Source organism: Paenimyroides ummariense, from assembly GCF_900115115.1.
Taxonomy (GTDB): Bacteria; Bacteroidota; Bacteroidia; order Flavobacteriales; family Flavobacteriaceae; genus Flavobacterium; species Flavobacterium ummariense.
The window spans coordinates 14,241-37,570 of the sequence record NZ_FOVI01000019.1 but is presented as its reverse complement, the minus strand read 5'-3'; the positions used below and the strand labels follow the sequence as shown (position 1 = coordinate 37,570).

At 33.8% G+C, this 23,330-nt stretch carries 23 protein-coding genes; 6 read left to right on the top strand and 17 right to left on the bottom strand.

Going from position 1 to position 23,330, the window contains the following annotated elements; all coding sequences use genetic code 11:
* Window positions 1–92 precede the first annotated feature (92 nt).
* Both BM253_RS12580 and BM253_RS12575 read right to left on the bottom strand, forming a co-directional pair.
* The gene (locus tag BM253_RS12580; RefSeq protein ID WP_091524903.1) at window positions 93–977 is read right to left on the bottom strand and encodes a hypothetical protein; all 885 of its coding nucleotides are present in this window, start codon (window positions 975–977) and stop codon (window positions 93–95) included.
* A complete protein-coding gene (locus BM253_RS12575; protein ID WP_091524899.1) occupies window positions 961–2,619 on the bottom strand; it encodes a S41 family peptidase in 1,659 nt (552 codons plus the stop codon). The genes BM253_RS12580 and BM253_RS12575 overlap by 17 nt, the downstream gene beginning before the upstream one ends.
* Window positions 2,620–2,759: 140 nt before the next feature.
* Between BM253_RS12575 and BM253_RS12570 the strand changes: the two genes are divergently transcribed.
* Window positions 2,760–2,996, top strand: coding sequence for a hypothetical protein (locus tag BM253_RS12570; RefSeq protein WP_091524896.1), 237 nt, complete (start codon window positions 2,760–2,762; stop codon window positions 2,994–2,996).
* Between the two features lie 32 nt (window positions 2,997–3,028).
* Here BM253_RS12570 and BM253_RS12565 read toward each other — a convergent pair whose 3' ends face one another.
* The 9 genes from BM253_RS12565 to BM253_RS12520 form a co-directional block, all read right to left on the bottom strand.
* Window positions 3,029–3,670 (bottom strand): hypothetical protein, encoded by a 642-nt coding sequence (locus tag BM253_RS12565; protein WP_091524892.1) that lies wholly within the window; start codon window positions 3,668–3,670, stop codon window positions 3,029–3,031.
* An 83-nt stretch (window positions 3,671–3,753) separates the two neighbouring features.
* Entirely contained in the window at window positions 3,754–5,871 is a 2,118-nt protein-coding gene (locus tag BM253_RS12560) for a prolyl oligopeptidase family serine peptidase (RefSeq protein ID WP_397334429.1), read from the bottom strand.
* 74 nt (window positions 5,872–5,945) lie between these two features.
* On the bottom strand, window positions 5,946–6,680 hold the full coding sequence (locus BM253_RS12555; RefSeq protein ID WP_091524885.1) for an RHS repeat protein: 735 nt from the start codon (window positions 6,678–6,680) through the stop codon (window positions 5,946–5,948).
* Between the two features lie 19 nt (window positions 6,681–6,699).
* Window positions 6,700–7,416 carry a hypothetical protein gene (locus tag BM253_RS12550; protein WP_091524881.1) on the bottom strand — a complete coding sequence of 239 codons (717 nt, stop codon included), beginning with the start codon at window positions 7,414–7,416 and terminating at the stop codon, window positions 6,700–6,702.
* 82 nt (window positions 7,417–7,498) lie between these two features.
* Window positions 7,499–8,236, bottom strand: coding sequence for a hypothetical protein (locus BM253_RS12545; RefSeq protein WP_091524878.1), 738 nt, complete (start codon window positions 8,234–8,236; stop codon window positions 7,499–7,501).
* 10 nt (window positions 8,237–8,246) lie between these two features.
* The gene (locus BM253_RS12540) at window positions 8,247–8,687 is read right to left on the bottom strand and encodes a DUF4625 domain-containing protein (protein ID WP_177205781.1); all 441 of its coding nucleotides are present in this window, start codon (window positions 8,685–8,687) and stop codon (window positions 8,247–8,249) included.
* Window positions 8,688–9,291: 604 nt separating this feature from the next.
* On the bottom strand, window positions 9,292–9,741 hold the full coding sequence (locus BM253_RS12530; RefSeq protein WP_091524866.1) for a DUF4625 domain-containing protein: 450 nt from the start codon (window positions 9,739–9,741) through the stop codon (window positions 9,292–9,294).
* Window positions 9,742–9,759: 18 nt separating this feature from the next.
* Window positions 9,760–12,105, bottom strand: coding sequence for a TonB-dependent receptor (locus tag BM253_RS12525; protein WP_091524863.1), 2,346 nt, complete (start codon window positions 12,103–12,105; stop codon window positions 9,760–9,762).
* 183 nt (window positions 12,106–12,288) lie between these two features.
* Window positions 12,289–12,621, bottom strand: coding sequence for a hypothetical protein (locus tag BM253_RS12520; RefSeq protein WP_091524860.1), 333 nt, complete (start codon window positions 12,619–12,621; stop codon window positions 12,289–12,291).
* A 54-nt stretch (window positions 12,622–12,675) separates the two neighbouring features.
* Between BM253_RS12520 and BM253_RS12515 the strand changes: the two genes are divergently transcribed.
* Window positions 12,676–13,443, top strand: coding sequence for a hypothetical protein (locus BM253_RS12515; RefSeq protein ID WP_091524858.1), 768 nt, complete (start codon window positions 12,676–12,678; stop codon window positions 13,441–13,443).
* 54 nt (window positions 13,444–13,497) lie between these two features.
* On the opposite strand, the gene BM253_RS12510 is transcribed toward BM253_RS12515, so the two are convergent.
* Both BM253_RS12510 and recJ read right to left on the bottom strand, forming a co-directional pair.
* A complete protein-coding gene (locus tag BM253_RS12510) occupies window positions 13,498–14,490 on the bottom strand; it encodes an aspartate-semialdehyde dehydrogenase (protein WP_091524854.1) in 993 nt (330 codons plus the stop codon).
* A 74-nt stretch (window positions 14,491–14,564) separates the two neighbouring features.
* Window positions 14,565–16,259, bottom strand: a complete 1,695-nt coding sequence (gene recJ, locus BM253_RS12505) for a single-stranded-DNA-specific exonuclease RecJ (RefSeq protein ID WP_091524852.1) — start codon at window positions 16,257–16,259, stop codon at window positions 14,565–14,567.
* A 137-nt stretch (window positions 16,260–16,396) separates the two neighbouring features.
* On the opposite strand from recJ, the gene BM253_RS12500 reads away from it, so the two are divergent.
* Window positions 16,397–16,939, top strand: a complete 543-nt coding sequence (locus BM253_RS12500) for a hypothetical protein (RefSeq protein ID WP_091524848.1) — start codon at window positions 16,397–16,399, stop codon at window positions 16,937–16,939.
* A 107-nt stretch (window positions 16,940–17,046) separates the two neighbouring features.
* Entirely contained in the window at window positions 17,047–17,616 is a 570-nt protein-coding gene (locus BM253_RS12495) for a hypothetical protein (protein ID WP_091524845.1), read from the top strand.
* Window positions 17,617–17,706: 90 nt separating this feature from the next.
* Here BM253_RS12495 and BM253_RS12490 read toward each other — a convergent pair whose 3' ends face one another.
* From BM253_RS12490 to BM253_RS12480, 3 genes are all read right to left on the bottom strand, one after another.
* On the bottom strand, window positions 17,707–18,129 hold the full coding sequence (locus BM253_RS12490) for an OsmC family protein (protein ID WP_091524842.1): 423 nt from the start codon (window positions 18,127–18,129) through the stop codon (window positions 17,707–17,709).
* Window positions 18,122–18,817 (bottom strand): 16S rRNA (cytidine(1402)-2'-O)-methyltransferase, encoded by a 696-nt coding sequence (gene rsmI, locus BM253_RS12485; RefSeq protein WP_091524838.1) that lies wholly within the window; start codon window positions 18,815–18,817, stop codon window positions 18,122–18,124. The genes BM253_RS12490 and rsmI overlap by 8 nt, the downstream gene beginning before the upstream one ends.
* 232 nt (window positions 18,818–19,049) lie before the next feature.
* Window positions 19,050–20,036: a hypothetical protein gene (locus tag BM253_RS12480; protein WP_091524834.1), complete on the bottom strand. Its 987-nt coding sequence runs from the start codon at window positions 20,034–20,036 to the stop codon at window positions 19,050–19,052.
* Between the two features lie 100 nt (window positions 20,037–20,136).
* Here BM253_RS12480 and BM253_RS12475 point away from each other — a divergent pair, with 100 nt between their 5' ends.
* The gene (locus BM253_RS12475) at window positions 20,137–20,721 is read left to right on the top strand and encodes a thymidine kinase (RefSeq protein WP_091524829.1); all 585 of its coding nucleotides are present in this window, start codon (window positions 20,137–20,139) and stop codon (window positions 20,719–20,721) included.
* Window positions 20,722–20,724: 3 nt separating this feature from the next.
* Here the strand turns inward: BM253_RS12475 and BM253_RS12470 are convergent, their stop codons facing one another.
* Complete coding sequence (locus BM253_RS12470) at window positions 20,725–22,275, bottom strand: hypothetical protein (protein WP_143095653.1); 1,551 nt, start codon at window positions 22,273–22,275, stop codon at window positions 20,725–20,727.
* Window positions 22,276–22,374: 99 nt separating this feature from the next.
* On the opposite strand from BM253_RS12470, the gene BM253_RS12465 reads away from it, so the two are divergent.
* The gene (locus tag BM253_RS12465; protein WP_091524820.1) at window positions 22,375–23,136 is read left to right on the top strand and encodes an enoyl-CoA hydratase/isomerase family protein; all 762 of its coding nucleotides are present in this window, start codon (window positions 22,375–22,377) and stop codon (window positions 23,134–23,136) included.
* Window positions 23,137–23,330: the final 194 nt, after the last annotated feature.

Sequence of the window (23,330 nt, the reverse complement as noted above, 5' to 3'; positions counted from 1 at the left end):
TACGTTCTTCCATTCTGGATCATTTTCATAATCTACTTTACCGTTTTCCACCTTGAAAAAATTATGTTCTACGCCAATATAACGTTTTACAGTTAAATTTGTTTTTGCTGACTAATAAAAAATAGTGGAACAATATCACACAAGGCACTCGATGTATCTTCGGTTCCGTAAGCAATATAAATAGGTATTTCTATTTTTAACCAATCGTTTAAACTGGGTTGAGAGAAAGATTTCCAAGCTATAAGTGATGGATCTTCCGTTTGATTTTTAGGATCTGATGCATGTTGATAAAACAATATCGATTCATCAATTGCTGTAGATGCTTCTGTCCAACTGATTTTTTTTGATTGAGCATCTAATCTGGCTTGTCTAACTTCCTCATCAATTCTTCCAAACGGATTTGGGTTAAATAAACCTAAATGAGTAACAAATTTATTTTGCAATGCAATTTTTGACGCAATTTTTGTTCCTTGAGAATGACCTGCAATAACCAACTTTTCATTGCTAACCCACGATTGATTTTGTAAAAAGCTTAAGACTTTTTCTGCTCTATTCACATAATTTTCAACGTAATCTGCTTTTAAAAATAATTCAGTTGGTTGATTTTCATGCCTTGGATCAAAATAAAATTGATTATTCAAATCACTTTCACTAACAGTCGCCGGAGTTTCGGGCATTGATACAACCACAACATAAAATGATTTTTGCAATTCTTCTAAATTCAATGTTTTAACACCACCTGCAATAATTTCGGTAGTTCCATCTTCTTTTTTAATGAGCAATGGAATAGGCAATGAACCTTGACAAAAAAGTAAAATGGGTTTCTTTTCTTCTAGATTTTTATCAGCAACAATAAAATCAATGGTTTTATTTTCTATAGAAAAAAGTAGTACTTCATTGTTTATAAGTGTTTGGGCATTGATTGTTATAGTGTTTATTAAAAACAGAAATAACATTAGTTTAATTGCTTTTTGCATATTCTACTGCTTTTTCTAAAATTTCGTCTTTATTATTTTTAATCCCCTCAATAGTTCTTTTTACATATATATCGGGTTGAATGCCATTGCCAACCGCTGACGTTCCATCAGGATAACTCATGCCGGCAGCAGTGAAATACACAGAATAATTTCCAGGAATATTAATTAAAGCTGCGTTACCATTTGAACCAGCCGTAGATTGACCAATAAGTATAACATTAGGAAAAGTTTTAATTAATGAAAGAGCTGTTTCTGATGCACTTTGTACATATTCGTCAATCAAAATAATTAATTTTCCATTATACTTTGGTTTTTGTTTTATACCAATCATGAAAACGGGATTAATTTCATAAAATTTCCCAGGAATGTCTTTACTAATATTATACATGTGTGCATATTTTTTTTCTTCTGATGAAAAATAGTACGCTAAAACTTCAGAATTGAGTTTATCGAAATTATACCCATGACGGAGGTCAATTATTAAAGCCTTTTTTTTCTTTAATTTTCTCATAGCTTTATAAAATTCTTCATTGCTCATAAGATCTGTTCTTATAAATCCAATTTCTTTGTCAATTTCTTTCCAACTTGTAGCTACAAGTTCATCTGAAATTAATTTTGATATATAATTTCCTTTGTATCTATGAAGTTTTAATTTTTTCAATTCATTACTTCTCTCAACTTCAACTACTGCTGTATCATTCCAACCTAATCTTAGATGATTAGATGTTATAAATTTATCTCTCGACGCTTTATGAGATCCTCCAACAAATTGTCTGTATTCATTTAGCAGATTATCAACAGAAATACCATCAATACTTATAAGAATATCACCATATTCTATTTGGTCTTTCTGTTTCAGTAATTTGCTTTGAGGTAAAAAATTTGTTGCAACTACTTTATCTTCTATCAGTTGAAAATATAGTTGAAAGCCTTTATCTCCTAAAGCAGAATATTTATCAGGATGAAATGTAATTGATGAATGGGAGTCACGTAAATAAGAGAAAGTATTAAGAATTGCTTTGTAATACTCTAAACTGTCTTTAGCCTTTTCGAATTTCGGAATTTGATTTTCTAAAACATTTTGCCAACCTAATTCAATACGGTTTTTATGTGGCGAAAAATATTCTATTGTTGCCCAAATTCTTGCAAGTGCTAATAATCTTATTGGTTTTGAGGGATAGTGAATGTCTTTGTAGGTATCTTTTTCTAAAAAAATAGGATGGTCAATCTCATTAAAATCTAAAAATCTGTTTTTACCACTGATTCTTTGTAATGCAATTTCTTTAAAATATTGCATCAGTTCATCTGAGAAGTGTTCAACGTTGTATAGATTGTTTATAATTGTATCAACAAACTCTGTTTCTTTTGGATTTACATACATTACTCTTTCACTGTTCAATTTTTTGATTATGTCTATAAATCGGAGGTTTAAATCTTCTTTTGAATTTATGTTTTTTAATGAATCTAACTCATTTAAATAAAATTGATCCCAATCCATTGTTCCATGTGTAACAGCAGGATGAAAATATTTTAAAAAGCTCCACATTTTGGTCCAAGCAGCTATTTTATCAGTTTCGGAAATAGAAGTTTGTCCAATAGCATTGGTTGCTACAAAGAAAAGTAGCAAAAAGAAATTTTTCATTTACAGTGTTTTATTAATTGTTATTTAAGTAACGCTTTGCTTATGTTTTTAGTATTTATTTAGTCTAAAAGAATTTACCAATGTTAATTGATATGAAAAAGAATAAATAGTCTTTATCTTTGCACTTTAAATTAAACGTTATGGGAAAAGAAACGAAAGAAGGTTTATACCAAGGAATTATTGAAAAAGATGAAAAAGGAAATTATTTCTGCGGACCTTATTTGTTAGATTATAAAATGGTTGAGGCTAATTTTAAATTGGGCGATAAAATCAGTATTAAAAAATTGATCAACAACCCAAGCCACATGAGTTCTGAATTGTATCCAAAAAAATCGATTAAGTTTTCGCTGGCTAACGGCGATAAACCAAGTAAATAAAAAATCCATCGCGTTAAACGATGGATTTTTTGTTACTGCTCAATCTCTAATGTCATTTTTAGATGTTCTCCTTCTAAATTAAAAAAATCATTTCCATTCGCACCTTTATAATTTTTATGTGTTCTGTAAGAAACATTTTCATCATTATCACTCAACATCACATAAAAACCTATATCGTTTTTGTATGTTTCAGACAACACTTTTAAACCTATAAAAAACTGCCCTTCAGGAAAATCAATTTCAGATAGATCTACTTTAAAATCTCCTTTATGATCTTTTGAAACTGAAAATTTTACCTCGCAATTACTCACGATATTTCCAAGTTGATATTTATCATTCATTTCATAAACCAATATACCAAACTCCATATCCAAATAGCTTATATTAATCTGATTAAAATTTTGTCCAACAAATCTAGTATAACGATTGTTAAAATTGAATATCACTGATTTTACTTTACCCTTAGGAAGATTAGTCAAACCTGTAACAATTGATTCATTTTGACCATAGTAACCGTAAAAAGGAAAACCTTTCACTTTTAACTTTTTGATTTTCTTTTTAGCTTTTGAATGAATAATTAATTCGTCTAATGTTGTTTCATCATTTTTGTTCTGTGCAGTTAAAGTTGTTGAAACTGATGCAAGTAGCATCAATAAAAGTAAAGTTTTACGCATAAGTTATTTTTTTAAGAAATTAAATTTAACAAAAAAAGTCACCGGTTTGCGGTGACTTAAATTTTATTTAGCATTTTAAAAAACTACAACTTAGTAACGCCCATATTCCAAAGGGTGAACGCTTGTATATCTGCATTTTCGTTAATGGTTTGCTGAACCGATTTTCCTGCGCCGTGACCTGCATTCACATCAATACGAATTAACATTGGATTGTTACCCGCATTTTTCTCTTGTAATTCTGCGGCGAATTTAAAACTGTGTGCCGGTACTACTCTATCGTCGTGATCGCCTGTGGTAACCATTGTTGCCGGATACGAAGTGCCTGCTTTTACATTATGAACCGGCGAATATCCTTTTAAATAATTAAACATTTCGTTAGAATCTTCTGCTGTTCCGTAATCATAAGCCCAGCCTGCGCCTGCCGTAAACGTGTGGTAACGCAACATATCTAACACACCAACAGCTGGTAAAGCTACCTTCATTAAATCTGGTCGCTGTGTCATGGTTGCTCCAACCAATAATCCTCCGTTTGATCCACCGCGAATTGCCAGTTTTTCGCTCGATGTATATTTTTCTTTAATTAAATATTCTGCTGCGGCAATAAAATCGTCGAACACGTTTTGCTTTTGCATTTTTGTTCCAGCATCGTGCCATTTTTTACCGTATTCTCCGCCGCCACGTAAATTTGCAACAGCGTAAACACCGCCATTTTCTAACCAAACCGCATTGGCAACACTAAAGCTTGGTGTTAACGACACATTGAAACCTCCGTAAGCATATAACATAGTTGGATTTGTTCCATCTAACTTCGTTCCTTTTTTATAGGTAATCATCATTGGCACTTGTGTACCGTCTTTAGATGCGTAAAAAACCTGTTTAGATTCGTAGTCGCTTGGGTTGAACTTAACTTTTGGTTGTTGATACACTTGTGATGTTCCCGCAGCAATATCCATTTTATAAATAGTTCCCGGCGTAATGTAGTTGGTAAACGAATAGTACAAATCTTTCGCATCTTTTTTTCCGCCAAAACCACTTGCTGTTCCCAAGCCCGGCAACTGAATTTTGCGAATGAATTTACCCGAATAATCAAACTGTTCAACAACCGAAACGGCATCTTTCATGTAATGTGCAAAAAAATATCCGCCAGCTTTAGATAAATCAAGCACGTTATCGCTTTCTAAAATCAAATCTTCCCATGCGCTTAAATTAATTACCTTAACCGCATCTACCACCATTAATTTTTTATTGGGCGCTTTTAGATTTGTTTCGATATACAATTTTCCGTCTTTAGAATCAATAATAGAATAATCGTTATCAAAACCCGTAACAACTGTTTGAATCTGGCTGTTTGCTTTTGTTAGATCTTGAATGTACAATTCGTTGCCCGATGTAGCATTTGCAGCAGTTACCACCAAATATTTTTGATCGTTGGTAACGTATCCGCCCACATAACGGCGTTTGTATTTTTCACCAAAAACAAGCTTGTCGGTTTTTTGCGATGTTCCTAACTTGTGATAATATAATTTATGCTGATCTGTTTTTGCAGAAAGTTCAGATCCGGTTGGTTTGTCGTAGCTTGAATAATAGAACCCTTCGTTTTTGTACCAGCTGATTCCCGAAAATTTTACATCGATCAAGGTTTCTCCGATTACCGATTTATCTTTTGCATTTAAAACAATAATTTTTCTCCAGTCACTTCCTCCCTCTGAAATAGCGTAGGCAACCAAACTTCCGTCTTCGGTAAAAGAAACATCGGCTAACGACGTGGTTCCATCCTTAGAAAAGGTATTAGGATCTAAGAAAATTTCTTCTTTACCTGATTTATCTTTTCGATACAAAACCGACTGATTCTGCAAACCATCGTTCTTATAATAATAGGTAAAATCGCCTTCTACAAACGGAGCACCGATTTTTTCGTAATTCCATTTTTCTGTCAATTGCTTTTTTAAATGATCACGATACGGAATCTGATCTAAATAAGCAAAAGTTACGTTGTTTTGAGCCGTAACCCAAGCGGCAGTTTCGGCAGATCGGTCGTCTTCCAACCAACGATAAGGATCTGCTATTTTATTGTTAAAGTAAGTATCTATAACTTCTTTTTTTGCTGTTTGCGGATAATTCATTGCTTTATTTTGGGCATTTACGCTTTGTGAAAGGATAACCGAAGCGATAAAAATAGAACTAACTAATTTTTTCATGATTAAATTATTGATGTTCTGCAAAATAAAAAAACTTGCCGAGGTTGGCAAGTTTTAATTATATGAATTGATTAAGATTACTTTTTAGTGTATTCTATTGTTTGTGTGTAAGTCCCATCTGTAGATGAAGTTGCTTCCATTTTCACAGGATAGTTATCAGCATTATAATCATATTTTACTGTTCCCGTAAAATTATCTTCAGGAAAATCTGAATCTTCGTAATTTATACTCACTGCATTATTAACCAAGTTTGTTTGATTTTCTAAGATATAGGTTGAAACCCATTTTGGAAGGTTTAGGTTTTTAAAGATTCCGTTTTTAGCATCAAAAGTTAATTTTACCTCTTCGCTGTCATCGCTCGTCATCCTTGTGATATTTCCATTTGCATCATAGCTATAAGTAAAATATCCGTCGTTAATCAAATTTCCTTTACTATCTAAAGTCAATTCTTCAGTATCGGTTTGAGTTTGTCCGTTAAACTCTCCTTTCATGTTAAGAGTTAACTTTGTTCCCGATTGTGTAAATGTATAAGTTGTTTTATAAACTTCGTCTATAGAAACAACTTCAACCAACTGGTTACCATTGTAGGTAAATGTATATTCGTACCCATCACTTTCGGTAATTTTTGTTACCTGACCCTTGTTGTTGTAAGTGTAAGTTGTTGTATAATCGTCTGAAACAATTTTCGATGGAAGGTACATTTTTGTAACATCAACCGTTCCTTCTTCTGTTGGGTTGTTGTCATCGTTTTTATCACAAGATGTGAACATTAATCCGGCTAAAACAAATGCCGATAATACTAATTTTTTCATAAGTATATAAGAATTAAAATTATTTTTTAGTGTATTCTACTTTTATGTAATAATCTTCGTTTGAAAACAATATTTTTTCAGGAAAATTATCGGTATTGTAAGTATAAGTGATTGTTTGGGTATCGGTTTCTGATGATTCTAAATCTTTATAATCAATTTTTACACAGTTGTTAACCAAATAAAAAAAGTAATCATCTAACAAATAAACATACAGCCATTGTGGCGTTTTTACATTTTTAAAGATGCCGTTTTTAGTATCGTATTCAAATGTGTATTCGTCGTAAGGATTGGTTACTTTCTTTATATTTCCTGCGGTATCGTAAGTGATTGATCCGCCATCGTAACCTATTAACCTACCTTTAGTATCAATCGTAAAAACATCTATTGGTTCTGGATCATCATCATAAGAAATCAATACATTATTGCCTTGATAGGTAAAAGTATAATCAGATGTGTAGGTGTTTTCTGTAGTAACTTCTTGAACTTTTGCCGAGGTTACTAAATCGCCGGTATAGTTAAGTGTGGTAGTAATGGTATAATCAGAATCGTCTTGCTTCATTTCGGTAATTCTGTTTTTATCATCGTACTTAAAAGTAACCGGACCGCTGTCGCCGTATATTTTTGAAGGAAGATAAATTGCGTTGGTAGTTTGATCTTCATGTTCTTCTTTATCTTTCTCACAAGAAGTGAATGCAAAACCAACAAAAAGCAGGGTTGCAAAGATTATTTTCTTCATAAGTTATTTCTAAATTTGGTGCAAATATAAAACTCCTTTCCATATAAACAAGAAAGGAGTTTATTTATAAGAAGCTCATCTTTTAATAATTAATGGTATAAATTTCGTTTTCGGTTGATCCGTTTTCGGTGTAGTTTACAGACATACGCGTTGGATATCCATCGATTATATGTTCAATTGGATACGAATAAGTTTCAGACGAAGTGTAAGTTGTTCCTTGGTTTTCTGAAACATTTGTTACTGAAATTGGGTTGTTTTCACCGAAATGATACAAATCAAAATCGCTTAACAACAACACCCATTTAGGCGATGTTATTCCGCTTAAAATACCTTTGTCATTATTGTAACTTGCGGTTGTTGTAGAATTTCCGTTGACAATTTTTACAATATTACCTTTGGTATCGTAAGTAAAAGCTACTAAAAGACCTGCATTGCTAAAGTTTAAAACCTGACCTTTTTCGTTGAAGTTAAACAAAACGTAATCATTATCGTCTCCAGTTACTCTTGCTTGGTTTGCTGTTGGGTAAGTAATGGTGTACGAATCGGTTTCGGTGCCTGTAGGATCATTATAAATAGTTACAAACTTTGTTACTTTGCCGGTGCTGTCGTACGTAAAAATAGTTTCGGTATATTCTGTTTCAGAATCCTTATCGGTTACCTTAACCAATTGTCCGCTGGCGCTGTAAGTAAACAATAAATTACCCGACACACTTGTTATTGATTTTGGTAGCTTCTTTACTTGGGCAACATTATCGTCGTTTTTACACGAAACAAAAACTGCCGATGCTAATAAAACAATTGGTATTATAATCTTCTTCATAAATTTTAAATTATTCTGCTGCTGGATAAACAATACGGATTGGCTTGTAATAGGTAGAAATATTGCCTTTATAATCAACGGCTATTATTTTTATTATGTGATTTCCTTCATCATATAGTTTATCATTTTCTATTTCTTTAGGAATTAATACACCTTGATACACTGTGAAATCTGTAGAAAAAGCAGCTATTTTTACTAGTTTAGTAAATTCAAAAGAATTTACTGTAAAATCTTCTCTGTAAATTTCAATTTGATACTCTACTACACCATTAGGATCATTAAAATGAATATCCATTTTTAATTCTCCGCCGAATTTAAATTCTTTATTATCTGGAATATTCGTAATTTCAATTGTTGGACCAACAGTATCCGGATCTTCATCGTTACAGCCTACAAAAGTAAAAGCAGTTGTTAGTAAAAATAAAAGACTTATTTGTTTGAAAAATTTCATAATTAAATTCATTTAATCTTCAAAGATAAACGAATAATTTCAAATTTTAGTATTTCTAGAATTGCTAGAACTTGAACTTTCCAAGTTTAACAAATGATTAATAATTCTGATTTTAAGGATAAAAATGCTTAATGGTGCTATTTGTATAACTCAATAATACAATCAAATTTTCATCATGTTGAATCTCATTCAGTTTTACTTTAAAATCGAACAATAATTTATTCAAAAAAAGTTCATCTCTATACTGTATATCAAATATGTAGAAAGGGGAATTTTTGATAAAACTAGATATGTGTAGTTGATCATCTATTGTGAAATTTAGATCAATTTCTTCTTTAGAATTAAACAAAAAGTGAAAGAAGATTTCATTTTTCTTACTATTAAGCTTCGTATAAAAATTAGTATCGGAATCTGAACTCTCAAATTTTAAAGAAGAATAATGTTTAATAAAAGAATTAAAATATTCCAATATTACTTTTTTATTAGATATGATTGACAATACTTCCATTTATCAAAAATTAATTTCGCCAAATATAAGCATCAATTACCAAAAAAAATCCCAAACCTAAACGATTTGGGATCTGTAAAAAAAACAATGAATCTATTAATGATGGTGATCGTGACCAATAAAAATTTCTACAAACTGCTGGTTTTGGTTACCGTTTACATCTAAAACCGTAATTCCAACATGGTAATGCTCTTCCGGTGCATCGGCAGGAATATTAATAGCATGCTCTAAAGCATAAGTTGCTGTTTTGTTAGGAACTTCGCCTGTGAATGCATATTCGTAATGTTCGTCATGTAACTGTTTTGCTTTATGTTCGTGACCGTCTTCTGCCGAGTGAATTTCGATTTTGTAACTTGCCAAACCTACATTATCTGCCAAATTTGCTTTCACTGTAAAAACCGATCCCGGTTCAACTTCCTGATGATCTGTTGGTGTAATGATTTCAATGGTTGGTTTTGTTGTATCTACCACTGCATCATCGTCTGAACATGATGAAACTGCTAATAAACTAATTATTGCGAAACTTAAACTTGCTAATTTTTTCATGATTGATTTCTTTTTAAATTAAAAGGGAATTGTTATAAAAATTTGAATGTTTCTGCCAAACTCCGGTATATCCAAAGCGCGGTAAAAACTGTTGTGATGATAGTAAACCGTGTTAAAAACATTATTCACCTGCAAACGAATCTGCGGTTTAAAACCTTTAAAGTTAAGTACCGAACTAAATTGTGCATTTGCAATGGTGTAACCCGGCGTTACTTCTTCGTTTTGGGCAATTCTGTTTTGCTGCAAAGCGGTTTTTAATCCTACTTGAAACTGATTTTGCTGCAGTAAACTACCATCGTTTAAATAATATTGAACATTAAATTGTCCGTTAATTGGGGTTGAAAACGGCAAAGGATAATCAACACCCGAATCACTAATCTGCTTGTTGTACAAATAAGCCGCCTGTGTCTGGAAACCAAATTTGTTCCATTGGTACTGCGCATCAACCTCTAAACCGGTAAGCATCGCTCTTGATTGGTCGTATTTATAAACCTGTCCGCCGTGTGGCAAAATAGAAAACGTGCCCGTTGGTTTTAAGAAAATGTAATTAGTGAAATAATATAAATAAGCACTTGCGTTTATTTTAAAGTTATTTTTGTGGAAATGCTGACTTAAATCAAAAGCCCAGCCTTTTTCAACATCTAAATTCTGATTTCCTTGTTCGTGACGAAAAGCGCCATGGTGAATTCCGTTCGAACTTAATTCCATTGCCGTTGGAAATCGAAAATTTGATGCCACTGTAAATGTACTTTCCCAATCGGCCGTGATTTGGTGCGATACGCCAAAAGCTACATTTCCTCTTGAAAAATCTTTAGATAGCGATTCAGCACGTTGGGCATTTTGTCGAGCCTGATCTTCTGGTGTGCCACGTTGTGATAAATAATCAAACAACACCTCATCAAAAAAACCGGCAACTTTTACATTGGCAACATCGTATCTTGCACCTAATTCCAAATTCCAATCGGTTGCAAAATTCCAGGTATGTTTTCCAAAAACGCCTAAATTCCATCGGTTATATTCCGGCATTAAATAACTGTAACCCGCAATATCGTTGGTTTGATACTGACTTTGCACACCTAAAATTGTGGTATGATCTAACAGCCAGTCTTTTTTGTACAATAATTCGGCGTTCAGGGTATTCAATTTAAAATCTAACTCTAAATTAGGATTGATTTCGGGCGGAACCTGATTGGAATAATGCGAATGAAACAAGCTGTATTCCTGACGGTGGTTGCGTTGAAAACCAAACTTAAAATCCCACACATCATGCGTGTTTAGCCATTTTGCATGATAGGTTATTTTGGTATGATTTACCTGCTGATAAGGCATGCCGATGTTTCGTTCGTTACCGTCGGGTTTGGCATCATTTACAGACGGAATTCCGTGTGCACCTGCAAAAAATCCCGATTTGTTTTGAAACTGGCTGATGCTTAAAATACTCTGAAAATCATCTTTTACATAACCCCATTGTCCGTAAACCGATAGTTCGTTTCCGGCAGTATTGGTCATGTTTCCATTGGTCAGCGGAATTTTTGTAGATAGATACGTTATTTCATCAACCGGAACCTTAAAATCGGCAAATGTGGTGTATGCTGTTTTGAATTTATAAAAGTGATCGCCTTTTTTATACGACATATTCAGTGCATTTGCCCACGATTTGTTCACACTTTGAGCCGTTGTAATGTATTGCCCTTTAAAACCATCGGTTGGAATTGTTTCGTTGTTCACTTCAATTACACCTGCAATCGCGTCCGATCCGTGCGTAATTGTGCCAACGCCTTTAACAACATTAACACTTTCGGTAGTCAACGCATCAATTTCCAAACCGTGATCGGCACCCCATTGTTGTCCTTCCTGCTTAATACCGTTTTCGGTAACAGCCAGGCGTGTAAATCCCAAGCCGCGCATCATAGGTTTTGCGGTTTGCGAACCAACGGTAACGGCATCTAACCCCACCACGTTTGACAAGGTTTTTGCCAAACTGTTGCTGTAATTATCTTGGAGATATTTCTGTGTAACTTTTTGCTGATTGTAAGCTTTTTGTTGTGCGGTATGTATTATAAGGGTTTCCAAAGTTTCTTCTTCATTTAAAACAACGGTAATTTGTTTTGATTGATTCAAATGAATTTTTTCTTGATAAACGCCGTAACCATCTGCCGAAACCTTTAAGGTGTACGAACCATTTTTCAGATCCGTAAAAATAAAAGTTCCCGATGCATCTGTATCCACACAACTACTGCTTAAATCAACATGACTGTTTGGTATGCTTTCGCCATCAACATTTTTTACAACACCGCTTATTTGGTATTGCGCAAAAACGCCATAGCCCAACATACACAAAACAATCGTTAATAATAAACGCATTTTGTGAGCTTTTTTATTTTTGTAAATGATTGAATTGGTTAATTGAAACTATGCAAGTTATGTCCCGTCAGTTCGAGCGAAGTCGAGAACTAAATCTAAAAACTTCTCGATACACTCCATTGCATTACGTTACTCGAAGTGACGAATGATAATAGATACTGATTAAATAACCAAAATTGTTTATTAAACAAAAACCGGCGGACCGCGAAGTGATACAAAATCAAACGAAGCATCAACAGAAATTGTTCGATACTCAGCATTTAATTTTGGATATGTTTTAGTGGGATAAAATACGATTACATCTGGTGTAACAGTTGTAAACGGACTAAAAGTAAAGTGACAGATTTGACAATCATCTGAATGATGATTTGCCATTTGATCATGATTGGCATGATGCGTATCTGTACTTAAAAAATCGGAAACCAAATGCGAATACGTATGCACCGATTGAAACATAAGTGTTACCAGAACACAAATGCTAAAAAACAATGATATTATTTGCTTGTTTGATTTCATAGAACTGCAAATATAAAAAATTACTTATATTTAAAGCCTAATGTATTCCGTTTTATGATTAAATTATATTTTACTACTCTTCTTATTCTATTTGCACAATTAAAAAACTACGCACAAAACACAGATAGTATTGGCAATATTTTAAAAAAAGAGATGGCTACAGTTCATACAGGAAAAGAAGTAATTTCTAAATTAGATAATATAACAAAATCTGTTCCTACAGATCTATACCATTTTGACGAACATTTTGAAATAATAACTATTTTTGATAGAGATGTTGATTTTAATATTTATCATCAAAGAATTTATTTCTTTAATTTTGGTGATGACTTTCAAATAGATATTTTAAAGAGAAATGACACAATCTTACTTTATACTATAAACATTAGCACTTGGGGTTCTGAAAACAACAGTGTACTTGTATCGAAACATTTTATTAAGGAAAATAAATCAGTAAATGAGTACATAAACAATAGAAACGAATTTTACCACACAAATAAAAACTTAAAAGATATACTTTATGAAATGTCATTAAACTATGAGTATGCCATTAATGCTGGATATGGTTATTCTCTAACTGAAAAAGCTAAAGATATAAAGACACTTCTCGAATTACATAACTATAGTGAAGTTTATGGTTATTTAAAAAGTTTCAATATTGAAAATCAAGCATATGGTATATACGGTCTCCATTTAATGAAAAAAAAGAAATTAAAAATACCTAAAGAAATTAAAAGGATAGCAAAACATATAAAGAAAAGGAATTCTGACACATTAATTTGTGCAGGATGTATTTGTGGTATCGTTCAAAAAATATTTTAAAAACAAAAAACTCTTGACGAATCAAGAGTTTTTTATAAATGATACTAACATATTTTAACCTATTAATTTGTTTGCCAACAAATATTCGGCAATTTGTATGGTATTGGTTGCTGCACCTTTTCGTAAATTATCGGCAACAATCCACATGTTTAAAGTGTTTTCCTGGCTTTCATCTCTACGGATTCTTCCAACAAAAACCTCGTCTTTATTTTGTGCGTACAACGGCATTGGGTAAGTAAAAGTATCTAAATCATCTTGTACCATAATTCCCGGTGTATCTTGCAATAAAGCGCGTACTTTGTTTAAATCGAAATCGTTTTTAAATTCAATATTTACTGCCTCGCTGTGTCCGCCAACAACCGGAATACGAACTGCCGTAGCCGTAACTTTAATACTATCGTCGCCCATAATTTTTTTGGTTTCGTTGGTCAACTTCATTTCTTCTTTGGTGTAACCGTTATCTAAGAAACTATCGCAATGTGGAATCGCATTTCTGTGAATTTGGTATTTGTAAGCCATTTCGCCTTTTTCACCTTTGTATTCGTTCTCTAACTGCTGAACCGCCTTAACACCCGTTCCGGTTATCGACTGATACGTTGAAACAATAACACGTTTAATTTGATATGCTTTATGCAAAGGAGCCAACGCCATTACCAGCTGAATGGTTGAACAGTTTGGATTGGCAATGATTTTATCGTCTTTTGTCAACACATTGGCATTGATTTCAGGAACAACCAATTTTTTAGTAGGATCCATGCGCCAAGCCGATGAATTATCTACTACAGTTGTACCCACTTCGGCAAATTTTGGTGCCCATTCCAATGATGTTTCTCCACCTGCTGAAAACAATGCCACATCGGGTTTCATTTCAACGGCTGTTTGCAAATTTACTACCTTATACTTCTTATCCTTGAAAGCTATTTCCTTACCAACCGATTTTTCCGATGCTACCGGAATTAATTCTGTTACAGGAAAATTACGTTCTGCCAAAACATTCAGCATTACCTCGCCAACCATACCGGTTGCACCAACTACAGCTACTCTCATAGATAAAATTTGTTTTAAGATTAAAAATTTGCAGTAGCAAAAATATGCAATAATTTGAATAATTTATGATGAAATTACTGCGTATTAAAATCTTTTACCTGAAGTTGTATGGTTACGTTATCTCTCCACTGATTTTCTGATAACGAATACACCATATTCATTAATTTAAGATTTTTTGTTGCGTTAAGCACCTCGCCCTTTTTAAAGGCAATTGCAGGGAAAGGTTTTGAATTATTCTGTTTGACGAACATACGCAAATGCTCATTATTTTTGCCGATACACTGCGCATTGCCGGTATCAAAAACATTGGGTGTAAAAAAAACAGGCGTCATATTTCCAGGACCATGTGGTTCGAACTGTTTTAAGATACGGAGGGTTTTTTCATCGAAATCATCAAAATTCACCACGGCATCAATTTCAATTTCTTCGGTTTGCTGTTCTTCGCAAATGGTTTCTTTCACCACTTCTTCAAACTTCGACTTAAAATTTTCATATTCGGATTCTTTAATCGTTAAACCTGCCGCATACATGTGCCCGCCAAACTGAATGATGTGTTCCGAACATTTTTCTAATGCCTGATACACATCGAACCCTTTAACAGATCGAGCCGAAGCTGCCAGATAATCGCCACTTTTTGTAAAAACCAACGTTGGACGGTAATACGTTTCGATCAACCTAGAAGCCACAATACCAATGACACCTTTGTGCCAACTTTCGTGATAAACAACCGATGAAAAAGCAGTTTCTTCGTTATTTTCAATGATCTGATTTAATGCTTCTTCGGTAATCTGCTGATCTAAAATTCGTCTGTTCATATTAAACTCGTCAATTTCTTTTGCACATTCAATCGCTTCATCCAAATTAAATTCGGTCAGTAATCTAACGGCATAATTTCCGTGTTTAATACGTCCGGCAGCATTTATTCGCGGTGCAATTTTAAAAACCACATCGGTAATCGTGAATTCTTTAATGGCAAACTGCTTTTTCATTGCTAAAATTCCAGGTCGCGGATTGCTATTAATAACCTGCAAACCGTAATATGCCAGAATGCGGTTTTCATCGACAATCGGCACAATGTCGGCTGCAATGGCTGTTGCAACCAAATCTAAATACGGAATTAAATCTTCTATGGTTTCCTCGCGATTTGCCGCCAAAGCTTGTATCAACTTAAAACCCACACCGCAACCGCACAGTTCCTTAAACGGATAGTTGCAGTCTTTTTGTTTTGGATCTAAAACCGCAACAGCATTTGGAACCTCATCACCAGGTAAATGGTGGTCGCAGATTACAAAATCGATTCCTTTTTGGTTGGCGTATTCTATTTTATCGATTGATTTTATACCGCAATCTAACGCAATAATCAGCGTAATTCCGTTGTCTTCGGCGTAATCGATTCCTTGGTTTGATATTCCGTAACCTTCGGCATATCGGTCGGGAATATAGGTGTCAACATCGGGATAATAACTTTTCAGATAAGACGACATCAAAGCAACCGCCGTGGTTCCATCCACATCGTAATCGCCAAAAACCAAAATGCGTTCGTTGGTTGCAATGGCTTTTTCTATACGCTGAACCGCCTTGCCCATATCTTTCATTAAATACGGATTGTACAGATCTTCTAATTCTGGTCGAAAGAACTTTTTAGCCTGATCAAATGTTTTAATACCACGTTGTGCCAGCAAATTTGCCACAAGCGGACTTACATTTAAAGTGGTTTTTAAATGCTGAATTATTTGAGAATCGGGATTTTGTTTTAATGACCAACGCATAGTAAAATGTAAAAGCACTCCAATTGAAGTGCGTTTAAAATACAAAATTATTTTAATATTATGGCTTTTGCAAGATGAGAATTTGTCGTTGATTTAAAAAGAATATGTATATTCGATTGTGGCAAATAATTTAAAAAATGACTAGACAAGCAGATGACATATTATATATTGACAATAAAAAAATCTATCTAAATAATTTTATTTTAGAAGATTATTTTGATGAATTCCCCGAAAAGAGACCCGTAAATAATTTTGTTTCTACAGCTATGTGGAGAGGGTACATTGCAGAATTTGAAATAAGAGACAATCAATTATTTGTATTAAATAGAGATTATAATCTTGGAGATTTGTTTCCAAATAATGGTAAATATGATTGGTATTCTGGTTTAATTAGAATTGATGATTTTAGAGATGAATTCGATTTAGAACCTATAAATGGTATTTTTGAATATTTAGAGATTCTTGATGGAAACTTTATTCAAAGAAGAATATTTACCTACGAAGAATTACAAGATTTTAAGAAAGAACAATACGAATACTTCTTACTATCCGAGGAAATTGAAACTGTTTACGAATTTTGGAGAAAGAATAATGAAAATGGAGTAGTCAACAAAGAAAATTTGAATACTATTATTGCCGAAAATATTATGACATTAACTAAAAGAGTTTATGTTAAGTAACAACTATTGACAGCAGAGACTTTGTAAAAAATGGTATATACTTCTGATGTTTTAATACAAGTTTAATATTCTAACAGTTGTTTGTTAAGATTAAGAAAAATTAACTAATGGTATACAGTATCTATTATTTTAACAAACGTAAAGTTGAAATTAGGGAAGCAATTTCACTCGTAAAAGTAACTGCAAATTATGACGATATCTTTTACATTTCTGATGATTTAACATGGAGAATAATTGACAAGCTAAAAATAAGAGGCTTAGACTTTAAAATTAACAACGATTTTATAGGTGAGTCTTGTTTTCTTCTCGACTTCTTAAATTTTTCTATTTGGCTTGATGAATCGAGAATTGAAATTAAGATTGCAATTTTATCAGAAATAAAATTAAATGAACTATCTGTAGTTTTAAATATTATTGATAATATTTTAATTCATGAATTTAAAATGAGTGGATATGATCCACAAGCAAGATTAATATTTGATGAGTATTTTGGGTATAGCGACGCAATTAGTTATATAGAAAACGAATACAATGAAAAATTAAAACAGTCTAAAAAAAATCATAACCCAAAAACATTATTAAATTTTTTTGCTAGTGCTTTTGCCATAGGATGCATGACTTTAATTTTTACAATAATATTTGCCTTATTATATCTTTTTATTAGGGTATTTATTTAATTTAAAAAAATTATTAGTTTTTTTGTATAAACTGTAATTTTAAATATCGAAATTACCACAAAAAAAGGAAGCCAAATAGCTTCCTTTCTTTTAAATTTTATGAAAAACCGTATCAATTTTTACATCGGCAAAACTGCGGAACATATGCATAACTCCACAATACTTTTCAACCGAAAGTTCAACAGCCCGGTTTAGTTTTTCTTCGTTTAAATTGCTTCCGTAAAAATGGTAGGTAACCGTAACTTTATCATAAACCTGTGGTTCGGTATCGGTTAAAAATCCTTGGGTTTCAATATTGAAATCGGTTACTTCCAAACGCATTTTTTTTATCAGCGAAGCAACATCCAAACCCGAACAGCCGGCTAAAGCCGACAACATCAACGCTTTTGGACGCAGTCCGTTGTTTGTTCCACCAACTTCTTCGGCAGCATCAATGATTAACGAACCGCCCGGATTTGTCGATTCAAACTGCATGTTTCCTTTCCAGGTTGTGGTAATTAAATGGCTACTCATTTTTATTCTTTTTTTCTTTTTGTTTACCTGCTACAATAACAACTATTTCGCCTTTTGGCGGTTTGGTTTCAAAATGTTTCAACACTTCTTCTACCGATCCGCGTACGGTTTCTTCGTGCAGTTTTGATAATTCTCGAGATACCGAAACCTGACGTTCTTTACCAAAATAGGTTTCAAATTCCGCCAATGTTTTTACCAGTTTATGTGGCGATACATACAAAATCATGGTTCGGGTTTCTTCTGCCAATGCTAAGAATCGAGTCTGACGTCCTTTTTTATCGGGCAAAAATCCTTCGAAAACAAATTTATCGTTTGGCAAGCCGCTGTTTACCAATGCTGGTACAAAAGCAGTTGCACCCGGCAAACATTCCACAGGAATATCGTTTTCAACACAAGCACGCGTCAATAAAAATCCGGGATCGGAAATTGCAGGCGTTCCAGCATCAGAAATCAACGCAATTGTTTGTCCGTTTTTTAATTTCTGCACCGTATGTTCCACCGTTTGATGTTCGTTGTGCATGTGGTGGCTGTGCATTTGCGTACCAATTTCAAAATGTTTTAAGAGTTTGCTGCTGGTGCGCGTGTCTTCTGCCAAAATTAAATCGACTTCCTTTAAAACCTTAATGGCTCTAAAAGTCATGTCTTCTAAATTGCCAATGGGCGTTGGCACAATATATAATTTACTCATTTTTTGAGTTTCTTTTTATTATGTTTTCCACAGATGTAAGGTTTTATCTTTAATATTTCACCACATAGATATATAGAAATTCTGCCTTAAATAATTTTAATTGCTCATAGTTTTAAGCTATGCTTAAAAATGATTCTATGCTTTCTAAAAGCAAAAAATTAAAATGCTATCTATGTGGTTTATTAATTATCAACCTTTTTGGATTAGATTTATCTGTGGTATATCAAACCTACTACAAAAATCTTTTTTCAACCAACTGCATAAAACGGTTTTCGTAATCTTCTTTTCCGTTCCAGTTGTTAAATTCGGGTTTCACCAAATCGTCTATAAAATCTTTTGCTTCTTCGTAACTTTCAATGGTGTTTAATTGTGCAATTACTCGGTTTAAATCATCGCTGCTGCCGTTGAACAAGTTCTTTTCAAACGCAATTCGGTCATTTAAACCAATCGAAATTTTATTGGCAAATGCATCGTTTATTGATTTATTTAACGGAATTTGACGGTAATTTTCTGTCGATTTTTCTGCTGCCTGATTGGTTACAAAATGTTGTGATCCTTTAAAAGTATCTTCTTCCTTTTTGTTGGAATCATTCGTATCAAAAAGTTCGTTATGCGGAATTGAGAAAACCGGATCGATCTCTAACGTAGCACGTTCAACTGCTTCTTTTGCATCTTCCACAGGATCTAACTGTTCCACGATTTTTATTTCTTCTTCCACTTCATCAATCGATTTTATAGTTTCTTCGATCGACGGAGTAAACTCCACTACATTACTTTCAGTTTGCACTTCTTCTTCAGGAGAAATTTCTTCAACAACTTCCTCTGTTGTTTCTTCGATTTCTTTCTCTTCTTCAACATTTTCAACCGAGGCTTCAACCGGTGGCGCTGCATCAATATCAGCTGCGTTGGTCACGCTTAATTCAATTGGGGTAATTAATTCTTCCTCAAAAGTTACCACATCGTCTTTCTTTTCTTCCGTTAAAAAAACGCTTGCAGGTTGTTCGTTTGTAGGTTCTGTCGATTTTACGTCTTCTAATAATTTTTCCGGAGTTATCGATGGATCCAATCTAAACTTGTTATCTTCATAAAACTGCAATAAAATCAATTTGTTATGCAGCAGTTCGGTTTCTTTCAACAAAGAAGAAATTTCCGATTTATCTTTTAATTTCAAGATTCGGTGGGCGATACTTATTAAATCTGATTCAATGATTTTCTTCATAACTTTTAACGGTTTTAAATTTTACCAACTTATTTTTTGATAAATTTGCAGGATACAAAGTAACAGAAAAAACTGTTTTAAACAACTTATAATTGCTAAAATGTTTCTTGAAAATCCGGTAAATCATACAGAAAAATTTGGATGGATCGAAGTGATCTGCGGCTCGATGTTTTCTGGCAAAACCGAAGAATTGATTCGTAGATTGCGCCGTGCACAGTTTGCCAAACAGCGCGTGGAGATTTTTAAGCCGGCGGTTGATACCCGTTACGACGACGAAAACGTAGTATCGCACCAAGGAAACGAAATTAGATCTACACCTGTTCCGGCTGCTGCAAACATTAGAATTTTAGCCGATGGTTGTGATGTAATCGGGATTGATGAAGCACAGTTTTTCGACGATGAAATTGTTACGGTTTGCAATGATTTGGCAAATGCGGGAATTCGAGTTATTGTTGCCGGTTTAGACATGGATTTTAAAGGGCAACCTTTTGGACCAATGCCTGCTTTAATGGCGACTGCCGAATATGTTACCAAAGTACATGCGGTTTGCACACGCACCGGAAATTTAGCTAATTACAGCTTTAGAAAAGCAGCTAACGACAATTTGGTTATGTTGGGCGAAACCAATGAGTACGAGCCTTTAAGCCGAGCGGCTTATTTTAAGGCGATGCGAGAAAATCAGTAGATTTTACTTTAAAATGTAACGAACGTTTAGTTTGGTATTTGTATCCAAAATACCTTCTAACGGTTGGTATTTTAAAAGTCCGTCTTTGGTTAATTCTATAATTTTTACTTTATCTTTTTCAAACCACGTAATCTGATATTCCAAATCGGTTGGTTTAATTTCAAGCGCATTATTACTTTGGTCTGCACTGCTAATTACTGCCGACCCGTAAAATTGGTTGTAATAATCGAACAAATCAAAAGTTAAAGGTTCTGTAACTTCTGCATTTAAAGGCATTAACACGTTTGGTGCAACAAACATTTGCGTTTTGGTCAATAATTCTTTTCTTAAAACTTCTTGGTTCGATGTTTTTAACTGTTGTTCGATCCATTCTTTATAAGATCCTTCAAAACCTTTGGTTTGTGCGTGTTCGTATGCTTTTTCGCCATCGGTTCCCACTACAGATTCTACCCATTCGGTAAAAGTTCCGTAAAAACCATGTTTTAAAGCCATTTCGTAAGGCGATTTTCCTTTAGATGTATTTAAAGATTGGATCCATTCGGTTACAATTGCCGTAGTTTTATCGCGTTTGGCAATTTCAACATCAACTTCGCGTCCCCAAAGCATCTTCATCCACTCTTCTTCTGTGCCTTTGTATCCTTTATCAAGCGCTTGTTGGTAAGCTGTTTTACCACCTTTGGCATCAATCATTTCAATCCATTCGGTTACTGTACCATCAAAACCTTCGTTAACGGCAATTTCGTAATCGTTGCTTGGTTTAGCGATAATTGGCGTGTTGGTTGCCGATATTTTTACAGGAGCTTCCTCAACAATCTTCTCTTCAACCTTCGGTTTTTCTTCTGTTATTTCAGGCTGATTTTCAACAACCGTGTTTTGGGTAGGATCAAACGGAACTTCTTCTCTTTTTACTACATCTACAACTTCAATAACATCTAACAAAACAGATTGCGGATCTTCGCTGGTAATTAAAACCGGTTCGTTGGTATTTAGTTTAGGTAATTCGGCAGTAACAGCAACTTCTTCTTTTGCAGGAACAACCGGAATTTCATTTTTAGGAACTTCCACCACATCGATCACATCTAAAACAACAGGCGTTTTTTCTGCAACAACTTCAACAGGTTTTGTGTAGGTAATTAAATCGCGTTTTTGGATCGATTTAGAAAGTGTGGTAAAATCAGAAGCCGAAACAATGTACGTATCTAAAGCTTCCACCGGAAACAGATAAACCACATCGTTAACATCTTTTATTTTTAAAGGATTTTTATTTTCTTTTGATATCGTAAAAAGTGTTTTAAAATCGGCATACGGTTTAAATAATTCGCCGGTGTTTAAAATTTCGTACCATTGATCGTCAACCCACATAAAGAAACCTTCGTGAATAAACTTAGAATCTGGATGAATCAAAATATTGTATCCAAAGTCATTTCCGTCGGCAGTTGCTTTTTTATAAACATCTTCAATTTGTAGATATGGCGCTGCATAATACACAGTATTTGCCTGCTGGGCAGTTACCGCGAAAGGAATACAAATTAGGGTTACGAAATATTTCAACATTTTTTTCTTTTTAAAACGTTGCAAATGTACATATTTATCAAAAATAAATAACAAATTGCCAACATGGTTTATCTTTGTATTAACAAACTAAATTTTTAAATGGAAACAACATCATACGTTACAACTACTTTTAAGGATACTATTGCTTTTGTAGAATTTTTTCACCCGGCAAGTAATTCGTTCCCAAGTTCGCAATTGGCAGAACTAACAAATGCTATTAACGCTTTAAATACGAATAATGATGTTCGAGTTATTGTGTTGAAAAGTGCAGGCGAAAAGGCTTTTTGTGCAGGTGCATCGTTTGATGAATTGTTGCAGGTGAGCGATTTAGAACAAGGCGGACAATTTTTCAGCGGATTTGCTAATGTTATCAATGCCATGAGAAAATCGAACAAAATTATTATTGGTCGAATTCAAGGAAAAACCGTTGGCGGCGGTGTTGGTTTGGCAGCTGCGTGCGATTATACGTTTGCTACCAAAAACGCTTCGATTAAACTATCTGAACTGGCAATTGGTATTGGTCCATTTGTTATTGAACCTGCTGTGAGCCGAAAAATTGGAAAACCTGCTTTAGCTGAAATGACGTTGGATGCCGAAAATTGGAAAAGTGCCGATTGGGCTTTTAATAACAAATTATTTACGCAATTATTTGATGATGTAACACAAATGGACGAAGCTTTGGAAAAATTCGCCACACGTTTAAGCACTTACAACCCGGAAGCTTTATACGAAATGAAAAAGGTTTTATGGGAAGGAACCGAAAATTGGGATACACTTTTAAAAGACCGCGCTGCGATTTCGGGTAAATTGGTTTTGTCTGATTTTACTGTAAATGCATTGAATGCTTTTAAAGGGAAATAATATAAAACTTGTCATTCTGAACGAAGTGAAGAATCTTTACTTGAGATTCCACCTTTGTCGGAATGACAGGTTTTTGTCAAGCTAAACTCGATTCAGCTTCTCATTGAAGTATACTCCATTTAATTCTGTGGCAATCTGTGCATCTGTGGTTTTTAGTCAAGCAGTATCAGCTATTAAATTTTAAATCACTAATT

Coding starts and splice junctions, on each gene's coding strand:
- BM253_RS12520 (WP_091524860.1), bottom strand. CDS start 12,621: ATGAAATCAAACAAGCAAATAATATCATTGTTTTTTAGCATTTGTGTT.
- BM253_RS12495 (WP_091524845.1), top strand. CDS start 17,047: ATGGTATACAGTATCTATTATTTTAACAAACGTAAAGTTGAAATTAGG.
- BM253_RS12580 (WP_091524903.1), bottom strand. CDS start 977: ATGCAAAAAGCAATTAAACTAATGTTATTTCTGTTTTTAATAAACACT.
- recJ (WP_091524852.1), bottom strand. CDS start 16,259: ATGCGTTGGTCATTAAAACAAAATCCCGATTCTCAAATAATTCAGCAT.
- BM253_RS12540 (WP_177205781.1), bottom strand. CDS start 8,687: ATGAAATTTTTCAAACAAATAAGTCTTTTATTTTTACTAACAACTGCT.
- rsmI (WP_091524838.1), bottom strand. CDS start 18,817: ATGAGTAAATTATATATTGTGCCAACGCCCATTGGCAATTTAGAAGAC.
- BM253_RS12575 (WP_091524899.1), bottom strand. CDS start 2,619: ATGAAAAATTTCTTTTTGCTACTTTTCTTTGTAGCAACCAATGCTATT.
- BM253_RS12465 (WP_091524820.1), top strand. CDS start 22,375: ATGGAAACAACATCATACGTTACAACTACTTTTAAGGATACTATTGCT.
- BM253_RS12470 (WP_143095653.1), bottom strand. CDS start 22,275: ATGTTGAAATATTTCGTAACCCTAATTTGTATTCCTTTCGCGGTAACT.
- BM253_RS12570 (WP_091524896.1), top strand. CDS start 2,760: ATGGGAAAAGAAACGAAAGAAGGTTTATACCAAGGAATTATTGAAAAA.
- BM253_RS12545 (WP_091524878.1), bottom strand. CDS start 8,236: ATGAAGAAGATTATAATACCAATTGTTTTATTAGCATCGGCAGTTTTT.
- BM253_RS12565 (WP_091524892.1), bottom strand. CDS start 3,670: ATGCGTAAAACTTTACTTTTATTGATGCTACTTGCATCAGTTTCAACA.
- BM253_RS12490 (WP_091524842.1), bottom strand. CDS start 18,129: ATGAGTAGCCATTTAATTACCACAACCTGGAAAGGAAACATGCAGTTT.
- BM253_RS12475 (WP_091524829.1), top strand. CDS start 20,137: ATGTTTCTTGAAAATCCGGTAAATCATACAGAAAAATTTGGATGGATC.
- BM253_RS12480 (WP_091524834.1), bottom strand. CDS start 20,036: ATGAAGAAAATCATTGAATCAGATTTAATAAGTATCGCCCACCGAATC.
- BM253_RS12500 (WP_091524848.1), top strand. CDS start 16,397: ATGACTAGACAAGCAGATGACATATTATATATTGACAATAAAAAAATC.
- BM253_RS12515 (WP_091524858.1), top strand. CDS start 12,676: ATGATTAAATTATATTTTACTACTCTTCTTATTCTATTTGCACAATTA.
- BM253_RS12525 (WP_091524863.1), bottom strand. CDS start 12,105: ATGCGTTTATTATTAACGATTGTTTTGTGTATGTTGGGCTATGGCGTT.
- BM253_RS12510 (WP_091524854.1), bottom strand. CDS start 14,490: ATGAGAGTAGCTGTAGTTGGTGCAACCGGTATGGTTGGCGAGGTAATG.
- BM253_RS12530 (WP_091524866.1), bottom strand. CDS start 9,741: ATGAAAAAATTAGCAAGTTTAAGTTTCGCAATAATTAGTTTATTAGCA.
- BM253_RS12555 (WP_091524885.1), bottom strand. CDS start 6,680: ATGAAAAAATTAGTATTATCGGCATTTGTTTTAGCCGGATTAATGTTC.
- BM253_RS12550 (WP_091524881.1), bottom strand. CDS start 7,416: ATGAAGAAAATAATCTTTGCAACCCTGCTTTTTGTTGGTTTTGCATTC.